Annotated in this window: 18 protein-coding genes; 11 read left to right on the top strand and 7 right to left on the bottom strand. The window is 75.4% G+C overall.

All coding sequences use genetic code 11. From position 1 onward, the window contains the following. Positions 1-65 precede the first annotated feature (65 nt). From BGO37_RS01795 to xseA, 3 genes are all read right to left on the bottom strand, one after another. Positions 66-1010, bottom strand: coding sequence for a carbohydrate kinase (locus BGO37_RS01795; RefSeq protein WP_291751645.1), 945 nt, complete (start codon positions 1008-1010; stop codon positions 66-68). After that, a complete protein-coding gene (locus BGO37_RS01800) occupies positions 1007-1315 on the bottom strand; it encodes an exodeoxyribonuclease VII small subunit (RefSeq protein WP_291751647.1) in 309 nt (102 codons plus the stop codon). The genes BGO37_RS01795 and BGO37_RS01800 overlap by 4 nt, the downstream gene beginning before the upstream one ends. A gap of 122 nt (positions 1316-1437) precedes the next feature. Further along, positions 1438-2721, bottom strand: a complete 1284-nt coding sequence (gene xseA / locus BGO37_RS01805; RefSeq protein WP_291751650.1) for an exodeoxyribonuclease VII large subunit — start codon at positions 2719-2721, stop codon at positions 1438-1440. Positions 2722-3320: 599 nt separating this feature from the next. Between xseA and BGO37_RS01810 the strand changes: the two genes are divergently transcribed. Beyond that, on the top strand, positions 3321-4349 hold the full coding sequence (locus tag BGO37_RS01810; protein WP_291751653.1) for a 4-hydroxy-3-methylbut-2-enyl diphosphate reductase: 1029 nt from the start codon (positions 3321-3323) through the stop codon (positions 4347-4349). 128 nt (positions 4350-4477) lie between these two features. Here the strand turns inward: BGO37_RS01810 and BGO37_RS01815 are convergent, their stop codons facing one another. Then, the gene (locus BGO37_RS01815; protein ID WP_291751655.1) at positions 4478-5629 is read right to left on the bottom strand and encodes a DNA recombination protein RmuC; all 1152 of its coding nucleotides are present in this window, start codon (positions 5627-5629) and stop codon (positions 4478-4480) included. Between the two features lie 121 nt (positions 5630-5750). Here BGO37_RS01815 and BGO37_RS01820 point away from each other — a divergent pair, with 121 nt between their 5' ends. Together BGO37_RS01820 and BGO37_RS01825 are read left to right on the top strand one after the other, a co-directional pair. Then, the gene (locus BGO37_RS01820) at positions 5751-6521 is read left to right on the top strand and encodes an ABC transporter ATP-binding protein (RefSeq protein ID WP_367188079.1); all 771 of its coding nucleotides are present in this window, start codon (positions 5751-5753) and stop codon (positions 6519-6521) included. Further along, positions 6497-8056, top strand: a complete 1560-nt coding sequence (locus BGO37_RS01825) for a hypothetical protein (protein WP_291751660.1) — start codon at positions 6497-6499, stop codon at positions 8054-8056. Before BGO37_RS01820 ends, BGO37_RS01825 begins: the two co-directional genes overlap by 25 nt. Here the strand turns inward: BGO37_RS01825 and BGO37_RS01830 are convergent. Beyond that, positions 8053-8688, bottom strand: a complete 636-nt coding sequence (locus BGO37_RS01830) for a DedA family protein (protein WP_291751662.1) — start codon at positions 8686-8688, stop codon at positions 8053-8055. The genes BGO37_RS01825 and BGO37_RS01830 overlap by 4 nt on opposite strands. Before the next feature lie 54 nt (positions 8689-8742). On the opposite strand from BGO37_RS01830, the gene ychF reads away from it, so the two are divergent. Continuing rightward, positions 8743-9816, top strand: coding sequence for a redox-regulated ATPase YchF (ychF, locus tag BGO37_RS01835; protein WP_291751663.1), 1074 nt, complete (start codon positions 8743-8745; stop codon positions 9814-9816). A 37-nt stretch (positions 9817-9853) separates the two neighbouring features. Here the strand turns inward: ychF and BGO37_RS01840 are convergent, their stop codons facing one another. Both BGO37_RS01840 and BGO37_RS01845 read right to left on the bottom strand, forming a co-directional pair. Continuing rightward, entirely contained in the window at positions 9854-10162 is a 309-nt protein-coding gene (locus BGO37_RS01840) for a transcriptional regulator (protein WP_291751665.1), read from the bottom strand. Further along, on the bottom strand, positions 10159-10824 hold the full coding sequence (locus BGO37_RS01845) for a hypothetical protein (protein WP_291751667.1): 666 nt from the start codon (positions 10822-10824) through the stop codon (positions 10159-10161). Before BGO37_RS01845 ends, BGO37_RS01840 begins: the two co-directional genes overlap by 4 nt. A 233-nt stretch (positions 10825-11057) precedes the next feature. On the opposite strand from BGO37_RS01845, the gene BGO37_RS01850 reads away from it, so the two are divergent. From BGO37_RS01850 to BGO37_RS01880, 7 genes are read left to right on the top strand one after another with little or no spacing between them, the layout of a single operon-like run. After that, a complete protein-coding gene (locus BGO37_RS01850) occupies positions 11058-11420 on the top strand; it encodes a helix-turn-helix transcriptional regulator (RefSeq protein ID WP_291751669.1) in 363 nt (120 codons plus the stop codon). Then, on the top strand, positions 11417-11968 hold the full coding sequence (locus tag BGO37_RS01855) for an oxidoreductase (protein ID WP_291751671.1): 552 nt from the start codon (positions 11417-11419) through the stop codon (positions 11966-11968). Before BGO37_RS01850 ends, BGO37_RS01855 begins: the two co-directional genes overlap by 4 nt. Continuing rightward, positions 11965-13962, top strand: coding sequence for a proton-conducting transporter membrane subunit (locus BGO37_RS01860; RefSeq protein ID WP_291751672.1), 1998 nt, complete (start codon positions 11965-11967; stop codon positions 13960-13962). Before BGO37_RS01855 ends, BGO37_RS01860 begins: the two co-directional genes overlap by 4 nt. After that, on the top strand, positions 13959-14906 hold the full coding sequence (locus BGO37_RS01865) for an NADH-quinone oxidoreductase subunit H (protein ID WP_291751673.1): 948 nt from the start codon (positions 13959-13961) through the stop codon (positions 14904-14906). The genes BGO37_RS01860 and BGO37_RS01865 overlap by 4 nt, the downstream gene beginning before the upstream one ends. After that, positions 14903-15640 (top strand): hypothetical protein, encoded by a 738-nt coding sequence (locus BGO37_RS01870; protein WP_291751675.1) that lies wholly within the window; start codon positions 14903-14905, stop codon positions 15638-15640. The genes BGO37_RS01865 and BGO37_RS01870 overlap by 4 nt, the downstream gene beginning before the upstream one ends. Beyond that, the gene (locus BGO37_RS01875; RefSeq protein ID WP_291751676.1) at positions 15640-17136 is read left to right on the top strand and encodes a proton-conducting transporter membrane subunit; all 1497 of its coding nucleotides are present in this window, start codon (positions 15640-15642) and stop codon (positions 17134-17136) included. The genes BGO37_RS01870 and BGO37_RS01875 overlap by 1 nt, the downstream gene beginning before the upstream one ends. Beyond that, positions 17133-18701, top strand: a complete 1569-nt coding sequence (locus BGO37_RS01880) for an NADH-quinone oxidoreductase subunit C (protein WP_291751678.1) — start codon at positions 17133-17135, stop codon at positions 18699-18701. The genes BGO37_RS01875 and BGO37_RS01880 overlap by 4 nt, the downstream gene beginning before the upstream one ends. The last annotated feature ends 31 nt before the right edge of the window (positions 18702-18732 follow it).

Genomic DNA, 18732 nt, shown 5'->3' on the forward strand with positions numbered 1-18732 from the left:
CCAACCATGACCTCCGGCGGCACGGATCGCTCGCGCGCGCCAGTGGGCGGACAGTCCGCGGTGCCTCAGCCCTCGGGCGAGAGCACGGCGTCGAGCTCCGCGCGCCGTGGCGGGTTGGCGCCGGCGCGCGAGACGGTGATCGCGGCGATCCGGATGCACCGGTCGAGCACGCGGCGCAGCGTGTCCTCGTCGATCGCCCGCAGCGCCTCGCGGTTCTCGGCCCCGAGCAGGCCCTCGGCCCACAGCCCGTCGATGAGCCCCGACATGAACGAGTCGCCGGCGCCGACCGTGTCGGCGACCGTCACCGGCACCGCCGGGACCTGCAGCCGCGCCCCGCCCGCGGTGGCGGCGAACGCGCCGTGCTCGCCGTGCGTCACCACGACGACCGCGGGACCGGACTGCGCCCAGCGCGCCGCGACGTCGTCCGGCTCCTCGGCGGGGTGCAGCCACACCAGGTCGTCCTCGCTGGCCTTGACGACGTCCGCCACGGCGACGAACGCGTCGACCACCGGCAGCGCCTGCTCCGGCGTCCCCATGAGCGCCGGGCGCGCGTTCGGGTCGTACGTGACGGTCGAGGTGGCCCGGCGCGCGGTGACCTCGCGCAGCACCGCGGGGCCGCCGGGCGTCAGCGTCGTGGCGATCGAGCCCGTGTGCACGACGAGCGGCGGGACGTCGTCGCCCGGCCAGGCGGCCGGCAGGTCCCACGTGAGGTCGAACTCGTAGCTGGCCTGCCCCCGCTCGTCGAGCCGCGCCATCGCGACGGGCGTCGCGACCGGGAACCGGTCGCCCGTGATGACGTGCACGCCGGACTCCTCGAGGTGCGACGTGACGCGCGTGCCGTAGTCGTCGGGCGCCAGCCACGTCAGCAGGTCGACCGCGCGGCCGAGCCGTGCCAGGCCGAGGGCGACGTTCGCGGGGCTCCCGCCGGGGTGCTCCTCGCGCCGCCCGTCGGCGTGCTCGACGACGTCGACGAGCGCCTCGCCGATCACCAGTGCCCGCGGGTCGCTCACTCGTCCACCTCGTCATCGCCTGCGCCGGCCGTCGGCGCGTCCGCCGGGCGCCGCCCGGATGTCTCGTCGTCGGGGTCAGCCGTCGGTGACGCCGCCGTCAGCCGTGCCCGCGCGCCGTCCAGCCACTGCTGGCAGCGCGCCGCGAGCGCCTCGCCGCGCTCCCACAGCGCGAGCGACTCCTCGAGCGTGGCGGCGCCGGCCTCGAGCCGCGCGACGACGGCGACGAGCTCGTCGCGCGCCTGCTCGTAGCCGAGCGCGGCGACGTCGGCGTTCGGGTCCTCGGCGGGTGGCTTGCGGGGGGGCACGGGCCTTAGTCAACCAGCCCGCGCGGACACCGGACGACGGACCTCCGGACCCCCGACGGTCGAGCGCGCCGCGCACGGCAGTGACCGCCGCACGCCGCTCCCCGCCCGAGGCCGACCGCCGCTCAGGCGGTTGCGCCCTCCGTGCCGCCCGCACGCACGAAGAAGCGGCCCCGCGCCACCCGGACGCCCAGCACCTGGTCCACCTCCACCTCCGCCGGGTCACGCACCACCGCACCGTCCGCCTGCTGCACCACGGCGTAGCCGCGGTCGAGGGTCGCCGCGGGGGAGAGCGCCCGCACCTGCGCCGCCAGGGCCGCCACCTGCGTGCGGGCGTCGCCCAGCAGGCCGTTCGTCGTGCGGCGCCCGCGTCCGACGAGGCCGTCCAGCCGGGCCTGGTGCGGCGCCAGCATCGTCTCCGGCCGAGCGAGCACCGGGCGGCTCCGGGTCGCGTCGAGCCCGGCCTGCTCGCGCGCGAGCCGGTGCCGCAGCGCGGTGCGCGCCCGGTGACGGGCCTGCAGCAGTGCGGCGCGCTCGGCCGTCACGTCGGGCACGACGCGCTTCGCTGCATCCGTCGGCGTCGACGCGCGCCAGTCGGCGACCAGGTCGAGCAGGGGCTGGTCGAGGTGGTGGCCGATCGCGCTGACGAGCGGGGTGCGGCAGGCGGCGGCTGCCCGCACGAGCGCCTCGTTGCTGAACGGCAGCAGGTCCTCGAAGCTGCCACCGCCGCGGGCGACGACGATGACCTCGACCGCGGGGTCGGTGTCGAGGTCCCGGATCGCGGCCGTGACCTCGGGGACGGCGCGGGCGCCCTGCACCGTGACGCGCCGGATCTCGAACCGGACGGCGGGCCACCGGGCGCGCGCGTTGGAGACGACGTCGTGCTCGGCGTCGCCCTGCTGCGCGCACACCAGCCCGACGACCGCCGGCAGGAACGGCAGCGGCACCTTGCGGGCCTCGTCGAACAGGCCCTCGGCGGCAAGGACGCCCTTGAGGCGCTCGATCTGCGCGAGGAGCTCGCCGAGCCCGACGAGCCGCACCGCGTCGCCCGCGAAGGAGAGGTCGCCCGTGCGTTCGAGGAACCGCGGCCGGGCGTGCACGACGATCCGCGAGCCGTCGGTCAGCCGGTCGACGATCGGCGCGACGTCGCGCGCCGGCAGGGTCACCCGGAGGGACATGTCGAGGTCGACGTCGCGCAGCGTGAGGAAGTACAGGTTGTTCCACCGCTTGAGGTTGAGCACCTGGCCCTCGACCCACACCGGTGACATCCGGCCGACGTAGTCCGCGATCTTCGGCACCAGGTGTCGCACGGGCCACGGCCGGTCGGCGCTCGTCTCGGCGGCCTTGACCGGCAGCGGCAGCGATCGCTGCGCCGGTGCCGCGAATTCCGCGGTCTCGTCGTGCTCCATGCCGCACAGCCTGCCCCACCCCGCCCACGCGCCCATGCCATCCGCCCCGCCCACGCCATCCGCCCCGCCCGCACCGGCCGCCTCGCCCACACGGGCCGCCCCGCCCGCACCGGCCACCCCTCCCGCGCCGCCCACCCCTCCCGCGCCGGCCACCCCGCCCACGCGCGGACGCTGGCCACGCCGGCCAAACCGCCGCCCACCCCGCCCGCACCGCACACCCCGCCAATGCCGGCCACACGCGGCGCCCGTACCGCCCGCTCCACGCGTGCACCCGGGTCGCCTGCTCCACGCGAGCGCCCAGCTCGGCACCGAGACCGTCCCGTCCGGACGTCGGAAGGGACGGTCTCGACAACGAACGGGGCGCTCGGCATCGGTCCCGCGGCGGCGTTGGACGGCCGCCGACCCCGCCGGGGGGCGGCTGGACGGGCACCGGTCCCGTGGGTGGCTCCAGACGAGCACCCGGCGGGGGCACCGGATGAGCACGGGTCCCGCGGCGGGGCGGACGAGCGCCGGTTCCTCGGGGGCGAACGAGCACCGGTTCCGCGGGGGGCGGACGAGCACCGGCGCTGCGCGGGCGGGGCGGAACGTAGGGTGGTGGGGTGACTGGATCGACCGCCGTCGGGACCAAGCGCGTGCTGCTCGCGGCGCCGCGCGGGTACTGCGCGGGCGTCGACCGGGCCGTCGTCGCCGTGGAGAAGGCCCTCGAGCAGTACGGCGCGCCCGTCTACGTGCGCAAGGAGATCGTCCACAACAAGTACGTCGTCGAGACGCTCGCCGCCCGCGGGGCGGTCTTCGTCCACGACACCGACGAGGTGCCGGAGGGTGCCCGCGTCGTGTTCTCGGCGCACGGTGTGTCACCGGCCGTCCGGGCCGCCGCCGCGGCCCGCTCGCTCCTGACGATCGACGCCACGTGCCCGCTGGTCACGAAGGTGCACAAGGAGGCCGTACGGTTCGCGGCCGACGACTACGACATCCTCCTCATCGGCCATGCCGGGCACGAGGAGGTCGAGGGCACGGCGGGCGAGGCGCCGGAGCACATCCAGGTGGTCAACTCGCCCGACGACGTCGACGGCGTGCAGGTTCGCGACCCCGACCGCGTGGTGTGGATCTCGCAGACCACCCTGTCGGTCGACGAGGCGATGGAGACCGTGCGTCGGCTGCGGGAACGCTTCCCGAACCTCGCCGACCCGCCGTCCGACGACATCTGCTACGCCACCCAGAACCGCCAGGTGGCGGTGAAGAAGATGGCGCCCGAGTGCGACGTCGTCGTGGTGGTCGGCTCGGCGAACTCGTCGAACTCGGTGCGTCTCGTCGAGGTGGCCCGGGAGTCCGGTGCCGGCGCGGCGCACCGCATCGACGCCGCCGGCCAGATCGACCCCGCCTGGCTCGACGGCGCGACGACGGTCGGCGTGACGTCGGGCGCGTCCGTGCCCGAGATCCTCGTGCGCGACGTCCTCGACCGGCTCGCCACCTTCGGCTTCGGCGAGGTCGAGGAAGTGCGCACCGCCACGGAGGACCTCATGTTCTCCCTGCCTCGCGAGCTGCGCGCCGACCTGCGCACGGGCGGTGCGGACCCAGGCCGCGCCCGCAGCGCCGCTCGCCGGGCCGCGGTCGACAACTCGCTCTGAGGTCGCCGGGACGGCCCGCGAAGGCGCACCAGCGCGGCCTCAGCTTGGCCCGGCGCGGCCCGGCACATCGTGAGCCCGGCGCCGCCCCGATCCGGCACCGGACGCGGTGAGCCGACCGTGACGCAGTCTCAGCCCGACACGGCAGCCCCCGGCCGGCCGTCGTCCAGCGCGACGAGCTGCTCGGTCGCCGAGGCGACGAGCTCCGGCGCGCTGACCATCGACAGCCGCGGGTCCACCGGGGCCGGCGCGGCGAGGTCGCCCTCGACGACGCCCAGGTCGGCGAACCGGCGCGCGCTGACCAGCACCCGCGTCTCGAGCGAGCCGACGGCCTGGTTGTAGGCGGAGGCGGCTCCCTCGAGCGCCCGGCCGAGCCGCGTCAGGTGACCGCCCATCGTCGACAGCCGCCCGTGCAGCTCCTTCCCGAGCGACAGCACGTTCTGCGCGTTCGTCGCGAGGGCGTCCTGCTTCCAGGCGTACGCGACCGTGCGCAGCAGCGCCAGCAGGGTGGAGGGGGTGGCGACGACGACCTGCCGCTCGAACGCGTACTCCGCCAGCGCGGGGTCCGCGTCGAGCGCCGCCTGCCAGAACGCGTCCGCCGGCACGAACATGACGACGAACTCCGGCGCCGGCGCGAACTGGTCCCAGTACCGCTTCGCCGCGAGCTGGTCGACGTGCCGCCGCACGTGCCGCGCGTGGTCGGCGAGCCGGGCCGTGCGGGTCGCCTCGTCGGGCGCCTGCGCGGCCTCGAGGAACCCGAGGAACGCGACCTTCGAGTCGACCACGACGTGCTTGCCGCCCGCGAGCCGCACCACGAGATCCGGCCGCAGCCCGCCGTCGTCCGTGCTCACCTGCGACTGCTCGACGAAGTCGACGTGCGGCAGCATGCCCGCCGCCTCGACCACGCGGCGCAGCTGCGTCTCGCCCCACCGGCCCCGGACCTGCGGCGCGCGCAGCGCCGTCACCAGCTGGGCCGTCTCACCCCGCAGCGACTCCGACGCAGCGCGCATCTGGAGCACCTGCTCCGCCATCGCCGCCTGCCCGGCGGCGCGGGCCCGCTCGGCGGCGCCGACCTCGGCGCGCACCTGCTCGAGCGTGCGCGTCAGCGGTTCGACCATCGCCCGCACCGACCGCTCCTGCGCGGCGAACTCGCCGGCCCGAGCCGCCGCCAGCTCGGCGCGCCGAACCCGCTCCGCGGCGCGGCCCGACGCGACGACCCACGCCAGGGCGGCCCCCAGCACCGCCCCGACGACGAGCGCCACCAGCACCGACACCGCATCCATGACGGAACCGTCCCACCCACCACCGACAGAGCCAGTGACGCGAGGCCGCGCTGACCAGGTGCGGGCCGCCACTCGGGTGACCCGCCCGGGCCGGGGAGGTCTCGATCCCTATGCTGACGCCGTGCCCGACGTCGCCCCCGCCCTCGTCCTGCGCGGCCTCTGGCGCCGCTTCGGTGCCAAGACCGCCGTCGCGGGGATCGACCTCGACGTCCCGGCCGGCTCGTTCTACGGCCTCGTCGGGCCCAACGGCGCGGGCAAGACGACGACGTTGCTCATGGCCACCGGCCTGCTGCGCCCCGACGCGGGCCAGGTGTGGGTCGGCGGGGTCGACCTCTGGGCCGACCCGGTCCGCGGGAAGGCTCTGCTCGGCGTCCTGCCCGACGGGGTCAAGCTCTTCGACCGGCTGACCGGCGCCCAGCTCGTCACGTACGCCGGCCTGCTCCACGGCCTCGACCGGCCCACCGCGACCCGTCGGGCGGACGACCTGCTGGCGGCCGTCGACCTCGTCGCCGACCGCGACACGCTCGTCGTCGACTACTCCGCCGGCATGGCGAAGAAGGTCTCGCTGGCGTGCGCGCTGGTGCACGCCCCCCGCCTGCTGGTGCTCGACGAGCCGTTCGAGGCCGTCGACCCCATCTCCGCGGCCAACATCCGCGACATCCTCGCCGACTACGTCCGCGGCGGCGGCACGGTGATCGTCTCGAGCCACGTGATGGACCTGGTGCAGCGGATGTGCGACCACGTCGCCGTCATCGCGGCGGGGCACGTGCTCGCGGCGGGCACGCTCGACGAGGTCCGCGCCGGCGCGACGCTGGAGGACCGGTTCGTCGAGCTGGTCGGCGGTCGCACCGGCGGGGAGGGGCTCGCGTGGTTGCGCACCTCGTCCGCCTGAAGCTGATCCTCACCGCCAACGGGCTCCGGCGGAACGCGTGGGTGGTCGTCGGGTTCGTCGTCGGCTCCCTGTACGGGCTGGGCGTGCTCGTCGGGTGCCTGGCGGCGCTCGGCTACGTCTCCACCCAGGCGTTCGAGCTGCGCGAGATGACCGGCGTCCTGGCCGGCGCGGGGCTCGTCCTGCTGTGGTGGGTGGTGCCGCTGGTGGCGTTCGGCCTCGACGCGACGATGGATCCGGCGCGCTTCGCGCCGTTCCCGATCCCGCGGCCGCAGCTGCTCGTCGGGCTGACGCTGGCGGGGCTCCTCGGCGTCCCGGGGGTGCTGACGCTGCTCGGCGCCCTCGGCTCCACGGTGCTGTGGTGGCACGAGCCGCGCGCGATCCCGGCGGCGCTGCTCGGCGCGCTGCTCGCGGTCCTCACGTGCCTGCTGGGCTCGCGGGCGCTCGCCGGCGCGCTGGCGCGCGTGGTCGTCCGGCGCCGGGTGCGCGAGGCCGGTGTGGCGCTCGTGCTGGTCCCGCTCGTGCTCGCCGGGCCGATCCTGACGCGGCTGGTCCCGGCCGGGTACTCCCTCAAGGACGCCGACGTCACGCCGCTGCTGCGCGTCGTCGCGTGGACCCCGCTCGGGGCCGCCTGGAGCCTGGCGCCCGACGTCGCCGAGGGCCGGTGGGGCCAGGCGGCGGGACGCCTGCTCGTCGCCCTGGCGACGGTCGCGGCCGCCGCGCTGGCCTGGGACCGCTCGCTGCGGCGCGCGCTCGTCGAGCCGGTGCGGGAGACGACGAAGCGCCGCGACCGCGGCCTCGGCCTCTTCGGCCGGGTGCCGGCCACCCCGTTGGGTGCCGTCTACGCCCGCTGCCTCACCTACTGGGTGCGCGACCCGCGCTACGCGCTGGCCGTCGTCCTCGTCCCCGTGCTGCCGATCGTGTTCGCCCTCGCCGACCCGGGCGGGCGCCTCGTCGTCGTGGCCGCGCCGCTGTCCGGCTTCCTCATGGGGTGGGCGATCGCGGCCGACGTCGCCTACGACGGGACGGCCTTCTGGCTCCACGTCGCGTCCCCGCTGCGCGGCCTGGCGGACCGGTGGGGCCGCGCGCTCGCGGCGGCGTCGGTCACGGTCGTCGTCGTGCTCACGCTGTCGGTGGTCAGCGCGATGCTGTCCCACCGGCTCACCCTGCTGCCCGCCCTCGTCGGCTGCGGCCTGGGGATGGCCGGCTGCGCGCTGGGGGTGGCGTCGGTCGCCTCCGCGCTCGTCGTCTACCCCGTGCGGCAGCCGGGCGACAGCCCGTTCTCGATCCGTCAGGGCGCCACGCTGCCGGCCTTCCTCACGCAGATCGGCGGCTGGGCGCTGGTCGCCGCCTTCTCCTCACCGGTGACGGTGCTGACGTCCCTGGCTGTCGCGGGGCACCCGGCCGCAGGGTGGGCCGCCCTCGTCGTCGGCCCGGTGCTGGGTGGCGGGGTGCTCGCGCTCGGGGCGTGGCTGGGCGGCCGGCTGCTGGACCGCACCGGCCCCGACCTGCTGCGCCGGCTCCTCGCGATGACCTAGTCGGCCTCGTCGGGCGCGGGCGCGCGGTCGCGGTCCGCGAGGTGCCGCCGGACCTGCCAGACGACGAACGCGACGACGACGACAGCAGCGACGACGAGCGCGCCGTCGCGCCCGATGATCTTCTCCACCGCCTGGTACGACGCGCCCGCGAGGTAGCCGAGCGTGACGACCACGGCGCCCCACACCGCCCCGCCGATGGCGTTGAACAGCAGGAACTTCCGGTACGGCATCTTCACGGACCCGGCCAACGCGGGCATGACGGCACGGAAGAACGCCACCCACCGGCCCAGCAGCACCGCCCAGCCGCCGCGCCGCGCGAGCAGGTCCTGGGCCTTGTCGAGCCGCTCGCGCCGGCCGTCGAGCCGCTTGGACGCCAGGATGCGTGGGCCGACCTGGCGGCCCACCTCGTACCCGATGCTGTCCCCGGCGATCGCCGCGAGGATCACCACCACGATGACGCCCCACAGCGGGATGTGCGGGCGGTGCGCCGCGACGCCACCGAGGATCGCGGCGGTCTCCCCGGGCAGGATGAACCCGACGAAGATCGCGTCCTCCGCGAGCACGACGAGCCCGACGACGACGAACACCACCCACGGCGCGGCGCTCAGCACGTGGTCCAGGAAGGCGGTCACCGGGTCGACGGTAGTCGACGGGCGCCGGACCGCCCGCCCGTAGACTCGTCCGCCGTGGCTCTCACCATCGGCATCGTCGGGCTCCCCAACGTCGGCAAGTCCACCCTCTTCAACGCGCTGACCCGGGCCCAGGTGCTGGCGGCGAACTACCCGTTCGCGACGATCGAGCCCAACGTCGGTGTCGTCCCGCTGCCCGACGCGCGCCTGGACGTGCTGGCGCGACTGTTCGACTCGGAGCGGATCGTGCCGGCCACGGTGTCGTTCGTCGACATCGCCGGCATCGTCAAGGGTGCCTCCGAGGGCGAGGGCCTGGGCAACAAGTTCCTCGCCAACATCCGCGAGGCCGACGCGATCTGCGTGGTGACCAGGGTGTTCGCGGACCCGGACGTGGTGCACGTCACCGGCCGGGTGGACCCGCTGGACGACATCGAGACGATCCACACCGAGCTGGCGCTCGCGGACCTGCAGACGCTGGAGAAGGTCGTCCCGCGGCTGGAGAAGGAGGTCCGCGCCAAGAAGGCGGACGCCGCGCAGCTCGCCGCCGCCGTCGACGCGCAGGCGGTCCTCTCGGAGGGCCGCGTGCTCCACGGCTCGGGCGTGGACCTCGAGGCGCTCGCGCCCTTCTTCCTGCTCACGACGAAGCCGTTCATCTATGTGTTCAACACCGACGACGCCGGGCTGGCGGACGCGGCCCTGCAGTCGTCGCTGCGCGCCGCGGTGGCGCCGGCGGACGCGATCTTCCTCGACGCCAAGTTCGAGGCCGAGCTCGTCGAGCTGGCGCCCGACGAGGCCCGCGAGATGCTCGCCGAGACCGGCCAGGAGGAGTCCGGCCTGGACCAGCTGGCGCGCGTCGGCTTCCACACCCTCGGCCTGCAGACCTACCTGACGGCCGGCCCCAAGGAGTCCCGCGCCTGGACCATCCACCAGGGCTGGACGGCCCCGCAGGCGGCCGGCGTGATCCACACCGACTTCCAGAAGGGCTTCATCAAGGCCGAGGTCATCTCGTACGCCGACCTCGTCGAGGCCGGCACGGTTGCCGCCGTGCGCGCCGCGGGCAAGGCCCGCATCGAGGGCAAGGACTACGTCATGGCCGACGGCGACGTGGTGGAGTTCCGCTTCAACGTCTAGGCAACGGCGAGCCTGAGGAGATCACCACCGCCGCTCGCTACAGCGCCCTGAGCAGCTCGCGCAGCGCTGCCGTGTATCCGTCGAGGGCCGCGCGTCCGCGGGGCGTCAACGCCACCGAGGTGAGCGACGCGATCCCGGCGCCACTCTTCTCGGTCGAGACGTAGTGCGCGTCCTCGAGTCGGCGGAGGTGGGAGATGAGGTTGCCGGGCGTCAGGTCGAGCAGCTTCTGCAGGCGGCTGAACGACAGGGTGTCGCCGTCGTTCAGTGCCGCGAGCGTCACCATGATCCGCAGCCGCGCCGGCGCGTGGATCAGCGGATCGAGCGGCTCCTCGGGGACGCCGGTCATCGCTTGGCTGCCCGCCGGCGCCACATGGCCGATGCGTAGATCAGCAGGGCGACGGCCGCCCCCAGCCCGGTGAGGCCCCACGCGCCCTGTGGGCCGAAGAAGGTGCTCAGCGACGCGACAGCAATGATCGCCACCGAGAGCCACAGCTCGGGCCAGCGTTCCCGCGTCGCAGCGACGCCCGCCCCCGCGGCGGCCAGGGCGATGAGCGGGACCGTCGGCCCGTACACGCCGTACACGATCTCGGCGGGGACCCCGAGGTGGAGCAGTGCCCCTTGGACCATCCAGGCGCCGATGCCCGCGGCCCCCACGGCGACCGCCTGCGCCACCTGCCGCCGGGCGGACCTGCCGCGGACACCGGCGGTCGCCCGGCGAGCGACGGTGCCGCCGACGATCGCCGCAACGCCGATCGCTCCGTAGAGCACGCCGATCGCCCACCCCGGTGACCCGGTGTAGGTGGCCTCGCCCCTGATGGACCACCACACCGCGCCGTAGCCGACCAGGAAGACCCCTGCTCCGACGGCCGCGGCCACCGGTGACACGAGGTCGAACGCACGTTGTGCCTGCCTGGCGGTCTGCTCGACGAGCAGTGCCGCGTCGCCCGGGTCCAGCTCGTTCCGGTCGTCGAAGGCCTCGTTCGAGCGGCCGCTGCCGGTCTCGTCCATGACAGCTCCTCAAACTTTGTGATGCAAAGTTATCGGGCTTTGTGTCGCAAAGTCAAGGGTCGACGTCTCCGGAGCGAGCCGACGGCGACGTGGCGGAGCTCCGGTTCACCGTGTGAGCCCAGTCGCCTCTCCCGGGCCAGCGAGCGGGCGGGCGTCAGGTGTGGGCACGGCGTCGGGCAATTGAAGAATTCTTGTTATGGTAAGTGGCTGCTCTCTTCGAGGAGGTGTGACCCGTGAGCGACCTGTACAAGGTCAAGGCGGAGCTCTTCCGCACCCTCGGGCACCCCGCCCGGATCCGGATCCTGGAGCTGCTCGCCGAGCGGGACCGCCCCGTGCACGAGCTGCTGGCCAGCATCGACATCGAGCAGTCCAACCTCTCCCAGCAGCTGGCCGTGCTGCGCCGGGCCGGGCTCGTCAGCCAGCACCGCGAGAGCGGCGAGGTGCGGTACGCCGCGAGCGTCCCGGCGGTCGTCGAGCTGCTGCGGGTCGCCCGGATGCTGCTCGTCGACATCCTCCAGGGGCAGCAGACCCTGCGGGCCGAGCTCGAGGACGCCACCGAGGAACCCGCGCCGGCGCTCCCGACGCACGACGCATGAGCCTCGCCGACCTCGCCCGCCTCATCGGCCGCACCGGCCGGATCGCGGAGCCGGCGCCCCCGCGACCGGCGGCGTCGCCGGCGGGCGTCGGGCCCGACGAGGGGGTTGACGGGTCGTCCGGCGAGGGGTCCCCGGCCGTCGCCGCCGTGCGGCGAGAGCTGCACGGCAGCGCCCAGGTGCGGCACGTCGACGCCGGCTCGTGCAACGGCTGCGAGATCGAGCTCGCGGCCGCCTTCGGCCCGGTGTACGACGCGGAGCGGTACGGCGCGCGCCTGGTCGCCTCGCCGCGGCACGCGGACGTGGTGCTGGTGACGGGCGTCGTCACGCGGAACATGGCGGAGCCGCTGCGGCTGACGGTCGCCGCCACCCCGCAGCCGCGTGTGGTGATGGCGGTCGGCGACTGCGCCCGGGACTGCGGGATGTTCCGCGGCGCCTACGGCGTGGTGGGCGCGGTGGGCGACCTGGTCCCGGTCGACCTCTCGGTGGCCGGCTGCCCGCCGGCACCGGCGGACATCGTGGTGGCACTGCGGCGGGTCACCGGCCGATGACCGCCCTGGCAGGAGGGCTCCTCGCGCAAGGGGCCCTGGCGACGCTCGCCGTGCTCGTGGCGGTGTCCGCACGCGGGCGCGCTCGCAACCTGCTGGCAGGCGTCGCCTGCGCGGCGCTGTCCGCCGCCGGCGCCGTCAGCGGCGCGCTCGCGCTGTCCGGCGCGACCGTCACGCTGCGCATGGCGACCGCGCTGCCCGGTGCGGAGCTGGTGCTGGCGCCGGACCGGCTCGGCGGCCTGCTCATGCTGCTGGTGGGGTCCGTCGGCTTCCTCGCGTCGGTGTACGCGATCGGCTACGTGCACGGTGCCTCCGCGTCGCGCACCCAGTGGGCGGCGCTCGCGCTCTTCCTGCTCGGCATGCAGCTGGTGCCGGCGGCGGGCGACGTGGTGGCGTTCCTGCTGGCGTGGGAGCTGATGGCGGCCGCGTCCACCGTGCTGGTGCTCGCCGAGCAGGCCCACCGGCCCGCCGCGCGCCAGGCGGCGGTCTGGTACGCCGTCATGACCCACCTCAGCTTCGTGCTGCTCCTCGCCGGGTTCGCCGCGCTGTCCGCCACCGGCGGCACGACGAGCTTCGCCGGGCTGGCCGGCACCGACGCGGCGCGCCCGGGCGCCACCGCCGCCTTCGTGCTCCTCGTCGTCGGCTTCGCCGCCAAGGCGGGGGTCGCGCCGCTGCACGTCTGGCTGCCGCGGGCCCACCCCGAAGCGCCCAGCCACGCGTCGGCCCTCATGAGCGCCGCGATGGTCTCCCTCGGCGCCTACGGGATCCTCCTGGTCGGCATCCGGCTGCTGCCGGGCGGCCCCACCTGGTGGTCCGTGCTGCTGACCGCGCTCGGTGCGGGCTCCGCCGTGCACGGGATCCTCCACGCCGGCGTCGCGACGGACCTCAAGCGGCTGCTGGCGTACTCGACGTCCGAGAACCTCGGCCTCGTCGTCGCCGCGATCGGCCTGACGATGCTGCTGCGCACGCACCACGTGCCCGGCGCCGCGGGCGCCGCCCTGGTGGCGGCCCTGCTGCTGCTCGTCAGCCACGCGGCCTTCAAGTCGACCCTGTTCCTCGGCGCCGGCGCGGTGCTGCGGGCCACCGGCGAGCGTGACCTGGACCGGATGGGCGGCCTGGCGCACGCCATGCCCTGGACCGCGGCGACCTTCGGCGTCGGTTCACTGGGGGCTGCGGCGCTGCCGGTGACCGGTGGGTTCGTCGCCGAGTGGACGCTGCTGCAGGCCCTCATCCACGGCGTGCGGCCGGCCGACCGCGTCGTGGCCGTCGTCGTGCCGCTCACCCTGGGCCTCATCGCGCTGACCGCCGGGCTCGCGCTGGTGACCTTCGTCAAGGCGTTCGGCATCGCCTTCCTGGCCCGGGCCCGCTCGGTCACGGCGCTGGCGGCGACCGAGGCTCCGCCGAGCATGCGGGCCGCGATGGTGCTCGGGGCCGTGGGCGTGCTGGCGCTCGGCGTGCTGCCCGGTCCGGTCGCCGCCGCCGCTGCCTCGGCCATCGGGGTGGACGGTGTCCGGGTCGCCGGGCTCGGGGGCGTGGAGCTGACCGGCGTGGGCGCCGTGCTCAGCCCGGCGGCGCTCGTCGGCCTCGGCGCGGTGGTGGCGCTGCCGGCCCTCGCGCTGGTGCTGGTGGTGGCGCGGCGCCGGCCCGCGACCACCGACGTGCTCGGCTGGGGCTGCGGTGGCGTACGCACCAGCCCGCGCATGCAGTACAACGCGACGTCGTACGCCGAGCCCGTGATGCGCATCTTCGACGATGCGCTCCAGCCGCGGCGCGACGTCGTCGTGACGCACGTCGGCGAGTCCGCGTACCTGGCCGAGCGCGTCCGGTTCGCCCAGCACCACGACGACGTGGTGGAGGTGCGCTTGTACCGCCCGCTCGTCGCCGCCGCCGACGCCCTGGCCGACCGCGCCCGCCGCGTGCAGAACGGCTCGGTCAACCGCTACCTGGCGTTCTCCTTCACCGCGCTCGTCGTGGTGCTCCTGGTGGTGGTCGCATGAGCGCCGCGCCGCTGCTCGTCGCGCTGGTTCAGGTCACCGTCGCGGTGGTGCTCGCGCCGCTGGTGATCGGCGTGACGCGCCAGACGCGGGCGCGGCTCGAGGGCCGCGTCGGGCCGGGCGTGCTGCAGCCGGCGCGCGACCTGCGCAAGCTGATCGGCAAGACCCCCCTGCGGGCCGCCGGGACCAGCCCGATGACGGTCGTCGCGCCGGTGGTGCTGCTGACCTCGAGCCTGCTGCTGGCCGCGCTGGTGCCGCTGGTGGCGGCGCTGCCGCTCGCCCTGGTGCCGGGCGACCTGTTCGTCGTCGTCTCCGTGCTGCTCGTCGGCACGGTGGCGATCGCGCTGCTCGGCCTCGACGGCGGCTCCGCGTTCGGCGGCATGGGGTCCAGCCGGCACATGACCATCGCCGCCCTGGTCGAGCCGACCGTGCTGGTGGCCGTCTACGCGCTGTCCATCCCGGTGGGCAGCTCGGCGCTGCCGCTCATCGTCGCCGCCCGCCGGGACCACCCCGCGAGCATCGCGTCGCCGGCCGGCGTGCTCGCGGTGGTGGCGCTGGCCATCGTGGTGCTCGCCGAGACCGGGCGGCTGCCGATCGACAACCCGTCCACCCACCTCGAGCTGACGATGATCCACGAGGCGATGGTGCTGGAGACCTCCGGGCGCGACCTCGCGTGGGTCGACCTGGCGTCGTGGCTGCGGCTGTCGGTGCTGCTCGGGCTCGTCGGCAACCTGCTGCTGCCCTGGGGGGTCGCGGGTTCCGCCGCGCCGGGGCCGGTGCTGCTCGGCGCGCTCGCGCTCGCCGGCAAGCTCGCGCTGCTCGCCGTGCTGCTGGCCACCGTCGAGGTCGCGATGGCCAAGCTGCGGCTGTTCCGGGTGCCGGAGCTGCTCGCGGGCTCGTTCGTCCTGGCCTTCCTCGCCGTCACCGCGTCCTACCTCGTCGCATGACCGTCGTCGGAGAGGCCCACCTCATGTCCACGCCCGGATCGGCGGCCACGCAGCTGATCGCCCTCGCCGCGGGCGCCCTGCTCGTGACGTCGGTGCTCATGGTGTGGCGCCGCGAGCTGTCGGCGCAGGTCCGGCTGCTCACCGTGCAGGGGGTGTCGCTCGCCGTGCTGGCGGTGACGATCGGGCTGTCGGGCCCCGCCTCGGCGCGGGCCGAGCTGCTGGTGGTCGCCGCGCTGGTGCTGGCGCTGCGGGCGTGGTTGCTGCCGTGGGTGGTCGGGCGGCGGCTGCGCGCCGGGGTCGAGGCCGGTGACGCCGCCCGCGAGGACGGCGCGCGGCTCAACCCCACCGCGAGCCTCGTGGTGGTGGCGCTGCTCGCCACCGTGGCGTACCTGGTCAGCAGGCCGATCTCGGAGGCGGTGGCCGCCGGCTCGGGCGCCGCCGTGTCCGGCCCGGCGGCGTTCGCCGTCCCGGTCGGGGTCTGCATGGTGCTCATCGGGTTCCTGCTGCTCGTCGGCCGGCGTCGAGCGATGTCCCAGCTCATCGGCTTCCTCGTGCTGGACAACGGCATCGCCACGGTGGCCTTCCTCACCGCGGCCGGCGTGCCGTTCGCGGTGGAGCTCGGCGTCTCGTCGGACGTGCTGCTCGTGGTCCTGATCCTCGCCGTGCTCTCGCGCCGCATCCACGCGCAGGTCGGCTCCACCACGCTCGACTCGATGACGGAGCTGAGGGACTGATGACGGCGCTGCTCCTGGTCCCCCCGCTTGCCGCCCTGCTCGTCGGTGCCGGCGCGGCGACACGTGCGTCCGCGCTGCTCACCCGCCTGTCCGGCGTGCTGGTCAGCGCCGTGCTGCTGGCGACCGGGACCGCCCTGCTGGCGCACCGCGGGCCGGTCCCCACCCTGGGCGGCGACCTGCTGCGCGCCGACCCGCTCTCCGCCCTGATGCTGGCGATCGTCGGCGCGGTCGGGCTCACCGCGACCTGGGCGGGCCTGGCGCCGCGCCGGGCCGCCGACGAGCCGCGGGCCGCCGACGAGCCGCGGGCCGCGAGCCGCGCCGAGCGCCGCTACGCAGCCCTCGTGGCGCTGTTCCTCGGCGCCATGGCGATCGCCGTCACCACCGACAACCTCGGCGTGCTGTGGGTGGCCGTCGAGGCGACGACCATCGCGACGGCCTTCCTCGTCGGCCACCGCGGTGGGCCGCGCGCCCTGGAGGCGGCCTGGAAGTACGTGGTGCTCGGGTCGGTCGGCATCGCGATCGCGCTGCTCGGCACGGTGCTGCTGTACGCCGCGAGCCGGAGTGCGGGCGGTGCGACGCTGTCCTGGACCCGGCTGGTCAGCGGCGAGCTGCCGCTGGACCACGGGCTGGTCCGAGTGGCCGTCGGCCTGGCCGTGCTCGGCTTCGCCACCAAGGCGGGCCTGGCGCCGATGCACTCCTGGCTGCCGGACGCCCACAGCCAGGCGCCGGCGCCCGTCTCCGGCCTCATGTCCGGCGTGCTGCTCGCCGTGGCGTTCTACGCGATCTTGCGTGTCCGGGCGATCGCCGACGTGGTGCTCGGCCCGGGGCTGGTCCGCGGGCTGCTGCTCGCCGCCGGGCTCGGGTCGCTGGCCGTGGCCGCCGCGCTCATCCTGCGGCAGCGGGATCACAAGCGGATGCTCGCCTACTCGAGCATCGAGCACATGGGGGTGCTGGCCGTCGGCGCCGCGGTGGGCGGCCCGATCGCCCTGGCCGCGGTGCTGCTGCACCTCATCGGGCACGGGTTGGCCAAGGCGAGCCTGTTCGTGGTGGCCGGCCGGGTGCTGGCGGCCGAGGGGACGACGACCATCGCGGACGTGCGCGGGCTGCTCGCCCGCCGGCCTGACCTGGCCGTGCCGCTGGTGGTCGGCATGACGGCCCTGCTGGGGTTCCCGCCGTTCGCGCTGTTCTTCTCGGAGGTCGCGATCGTCCTCGCAGGCTGGCGGGCCGGCCTGGGCTGGGCGATGGGCCTGACGGTGGCCCTGCTGCTCGTCGTGGTGGCCGGCCTGGTGCGGGCGACCGCGTCGATGGTGCTCGGGCCGGCGCACGACGAGGAGCGCGCCGCGTCGGGTCCGACGCCCGCCGCCGGCCACGGGTCCGACCGCGGTCCCATGACGCCGTTGGTGCTCGCGCTGTCGGTCACCGCCGTGATCGGGTTCGTCGCCGTCCCCGTCGGCGACGTGCTCGTCCGGGCGGCCGCCGCCCTGGGGCTGGCATGAGCGCGGCGCGTCCGACGAGCCCGGGAGGGCCGCTGCCCGCGCCGCCGGGCTCGTCGTCCCGCACCGTCACCCGCGACGGCCTGGGTGAGGAGGTCGGCGGCCTGCTCGGCGACGGGAACCGGCTCGCCCTGGTGGGGGGGCACGACGACGGCCCCACCGGCTTCCGCGTCGTGTACGCGTTCGCGCACCCGGGCACCGACCGCCGCACCGAGCTGACCGTCGCGGTGCCGCGGGACGAGGCCTGGGTCCCGTCGCTGTCGACCGTCTCGTTCCCGGCCGGTCGGTTCGAGCGGGCGATCCGCGACGGGTTCGGCATCGAGCCACGCGACCACGTGCGTCCCCGCCGCCTGATGCGTCACGCGCACTGGCCCACCGGCTGGTACCCGATGCGCCGCGACGCCGCGGCCGACCCGGCGTTCGGGCCCGACGAGAGCGGGTTCGCCTTCGTGCCGGTCGAGGGGCAGGGCGTCTACGAGATCCCGGTGGGTCCAGTGCACGCCGGGATGATCGAGCCGGGGCACTTCAGGTTCTCGGTGGTCGGGGAGACCATCGTCCGGATGAAGGCCCGGCTCTGGTTCGTGCACCGCGGGCTGGAGCGTCACCTGCAGGGCCGGACCCCGGCGCAGGCGCTGCCGCTGACCGAGCGCATCAGCGGCGACACCCCGGTGGGCCATGCGCTGACCTTCGCGATGGCCGTGGAGGACGCGCTCGGGCTGCCGGTCGGCGAGGAGGACCGGCTCGTCCGCGCGCTCCTGCTCGAGCTGGAGCGGCTGCACTGCCACGTCGCCGACCTCGGCGCGATGGCCAACGACGTCGGCCTCGGGATCCTGCAGACCCACGCGCTGCGGCTGCGCGAGCGGCTGCTGCGGTCCAACGCCGACGTGACGGGCCACCGCCTGCTGCGCGGCGGCATCGTCGTCGGTGGTGCCCGGCTGCGCGCGCTGCCCGATCTCGACCTGATCCGTGGCGTCGCTGCCGAGGTGGCCGACCTGGTGCGGATCGCCCTCGGCACGTCGGTGCTGGTCGACCGCTTCACGGGGACGGCGGTGCTCCGCCGCGAGGCGGCGGCGGAGATGGGTGCGCTCGGCTACGTCGCGCGCGCCTCCGGGCTGGACGTCGACGCCCGCCGCGACCACCCGTTCGTCGACCTGGGAGCCACGTTCCACGTCTGCACCGCCGACGACGGCGACGTCATGGCGCGGTTCCGCGTGCGCGCCGAGGAGGTGCAGGTCGCCGCGGCCCTCGTCGCCGACCTGGTGGCCCGCCTGGGCGGGCACCTCGGCACTGGCCGTGCCGCGTCGGGGCCGGCGCCGGCGGCCGGCGGCCCACCCGAGCCGACCGGCGCCCCGGTGGCGGCGGGGCTGGCGCTGGTGGAGGCATGGCGGGGCACGGCGTGCCACCGGGTGGAGCTCGACGACGCCGGGCGCCTCACCAGGGCCGCGATCGTCGACCCGTCGTTCTTCACTTGGCCGGCGCTGCCGGTCGCCCTGGCGGACACGATCGTCCCGGACTTCCCGTTGGCCAACAAGAGCTTCAACCAGTCCTACGCCGGCAACGATCTCTAGGCCGGCGGCGCAGCGCCACGCTGCCATCGGC

This window comes from Cellulomonas sp. 73-92 (genome assembly GCF_001898175.1).
Classification (GTDB): Bacteria; Actinomycetota; Actinomycetes; order Actinomycetales; family Cellulomonadaceae; genus Cellulomonas.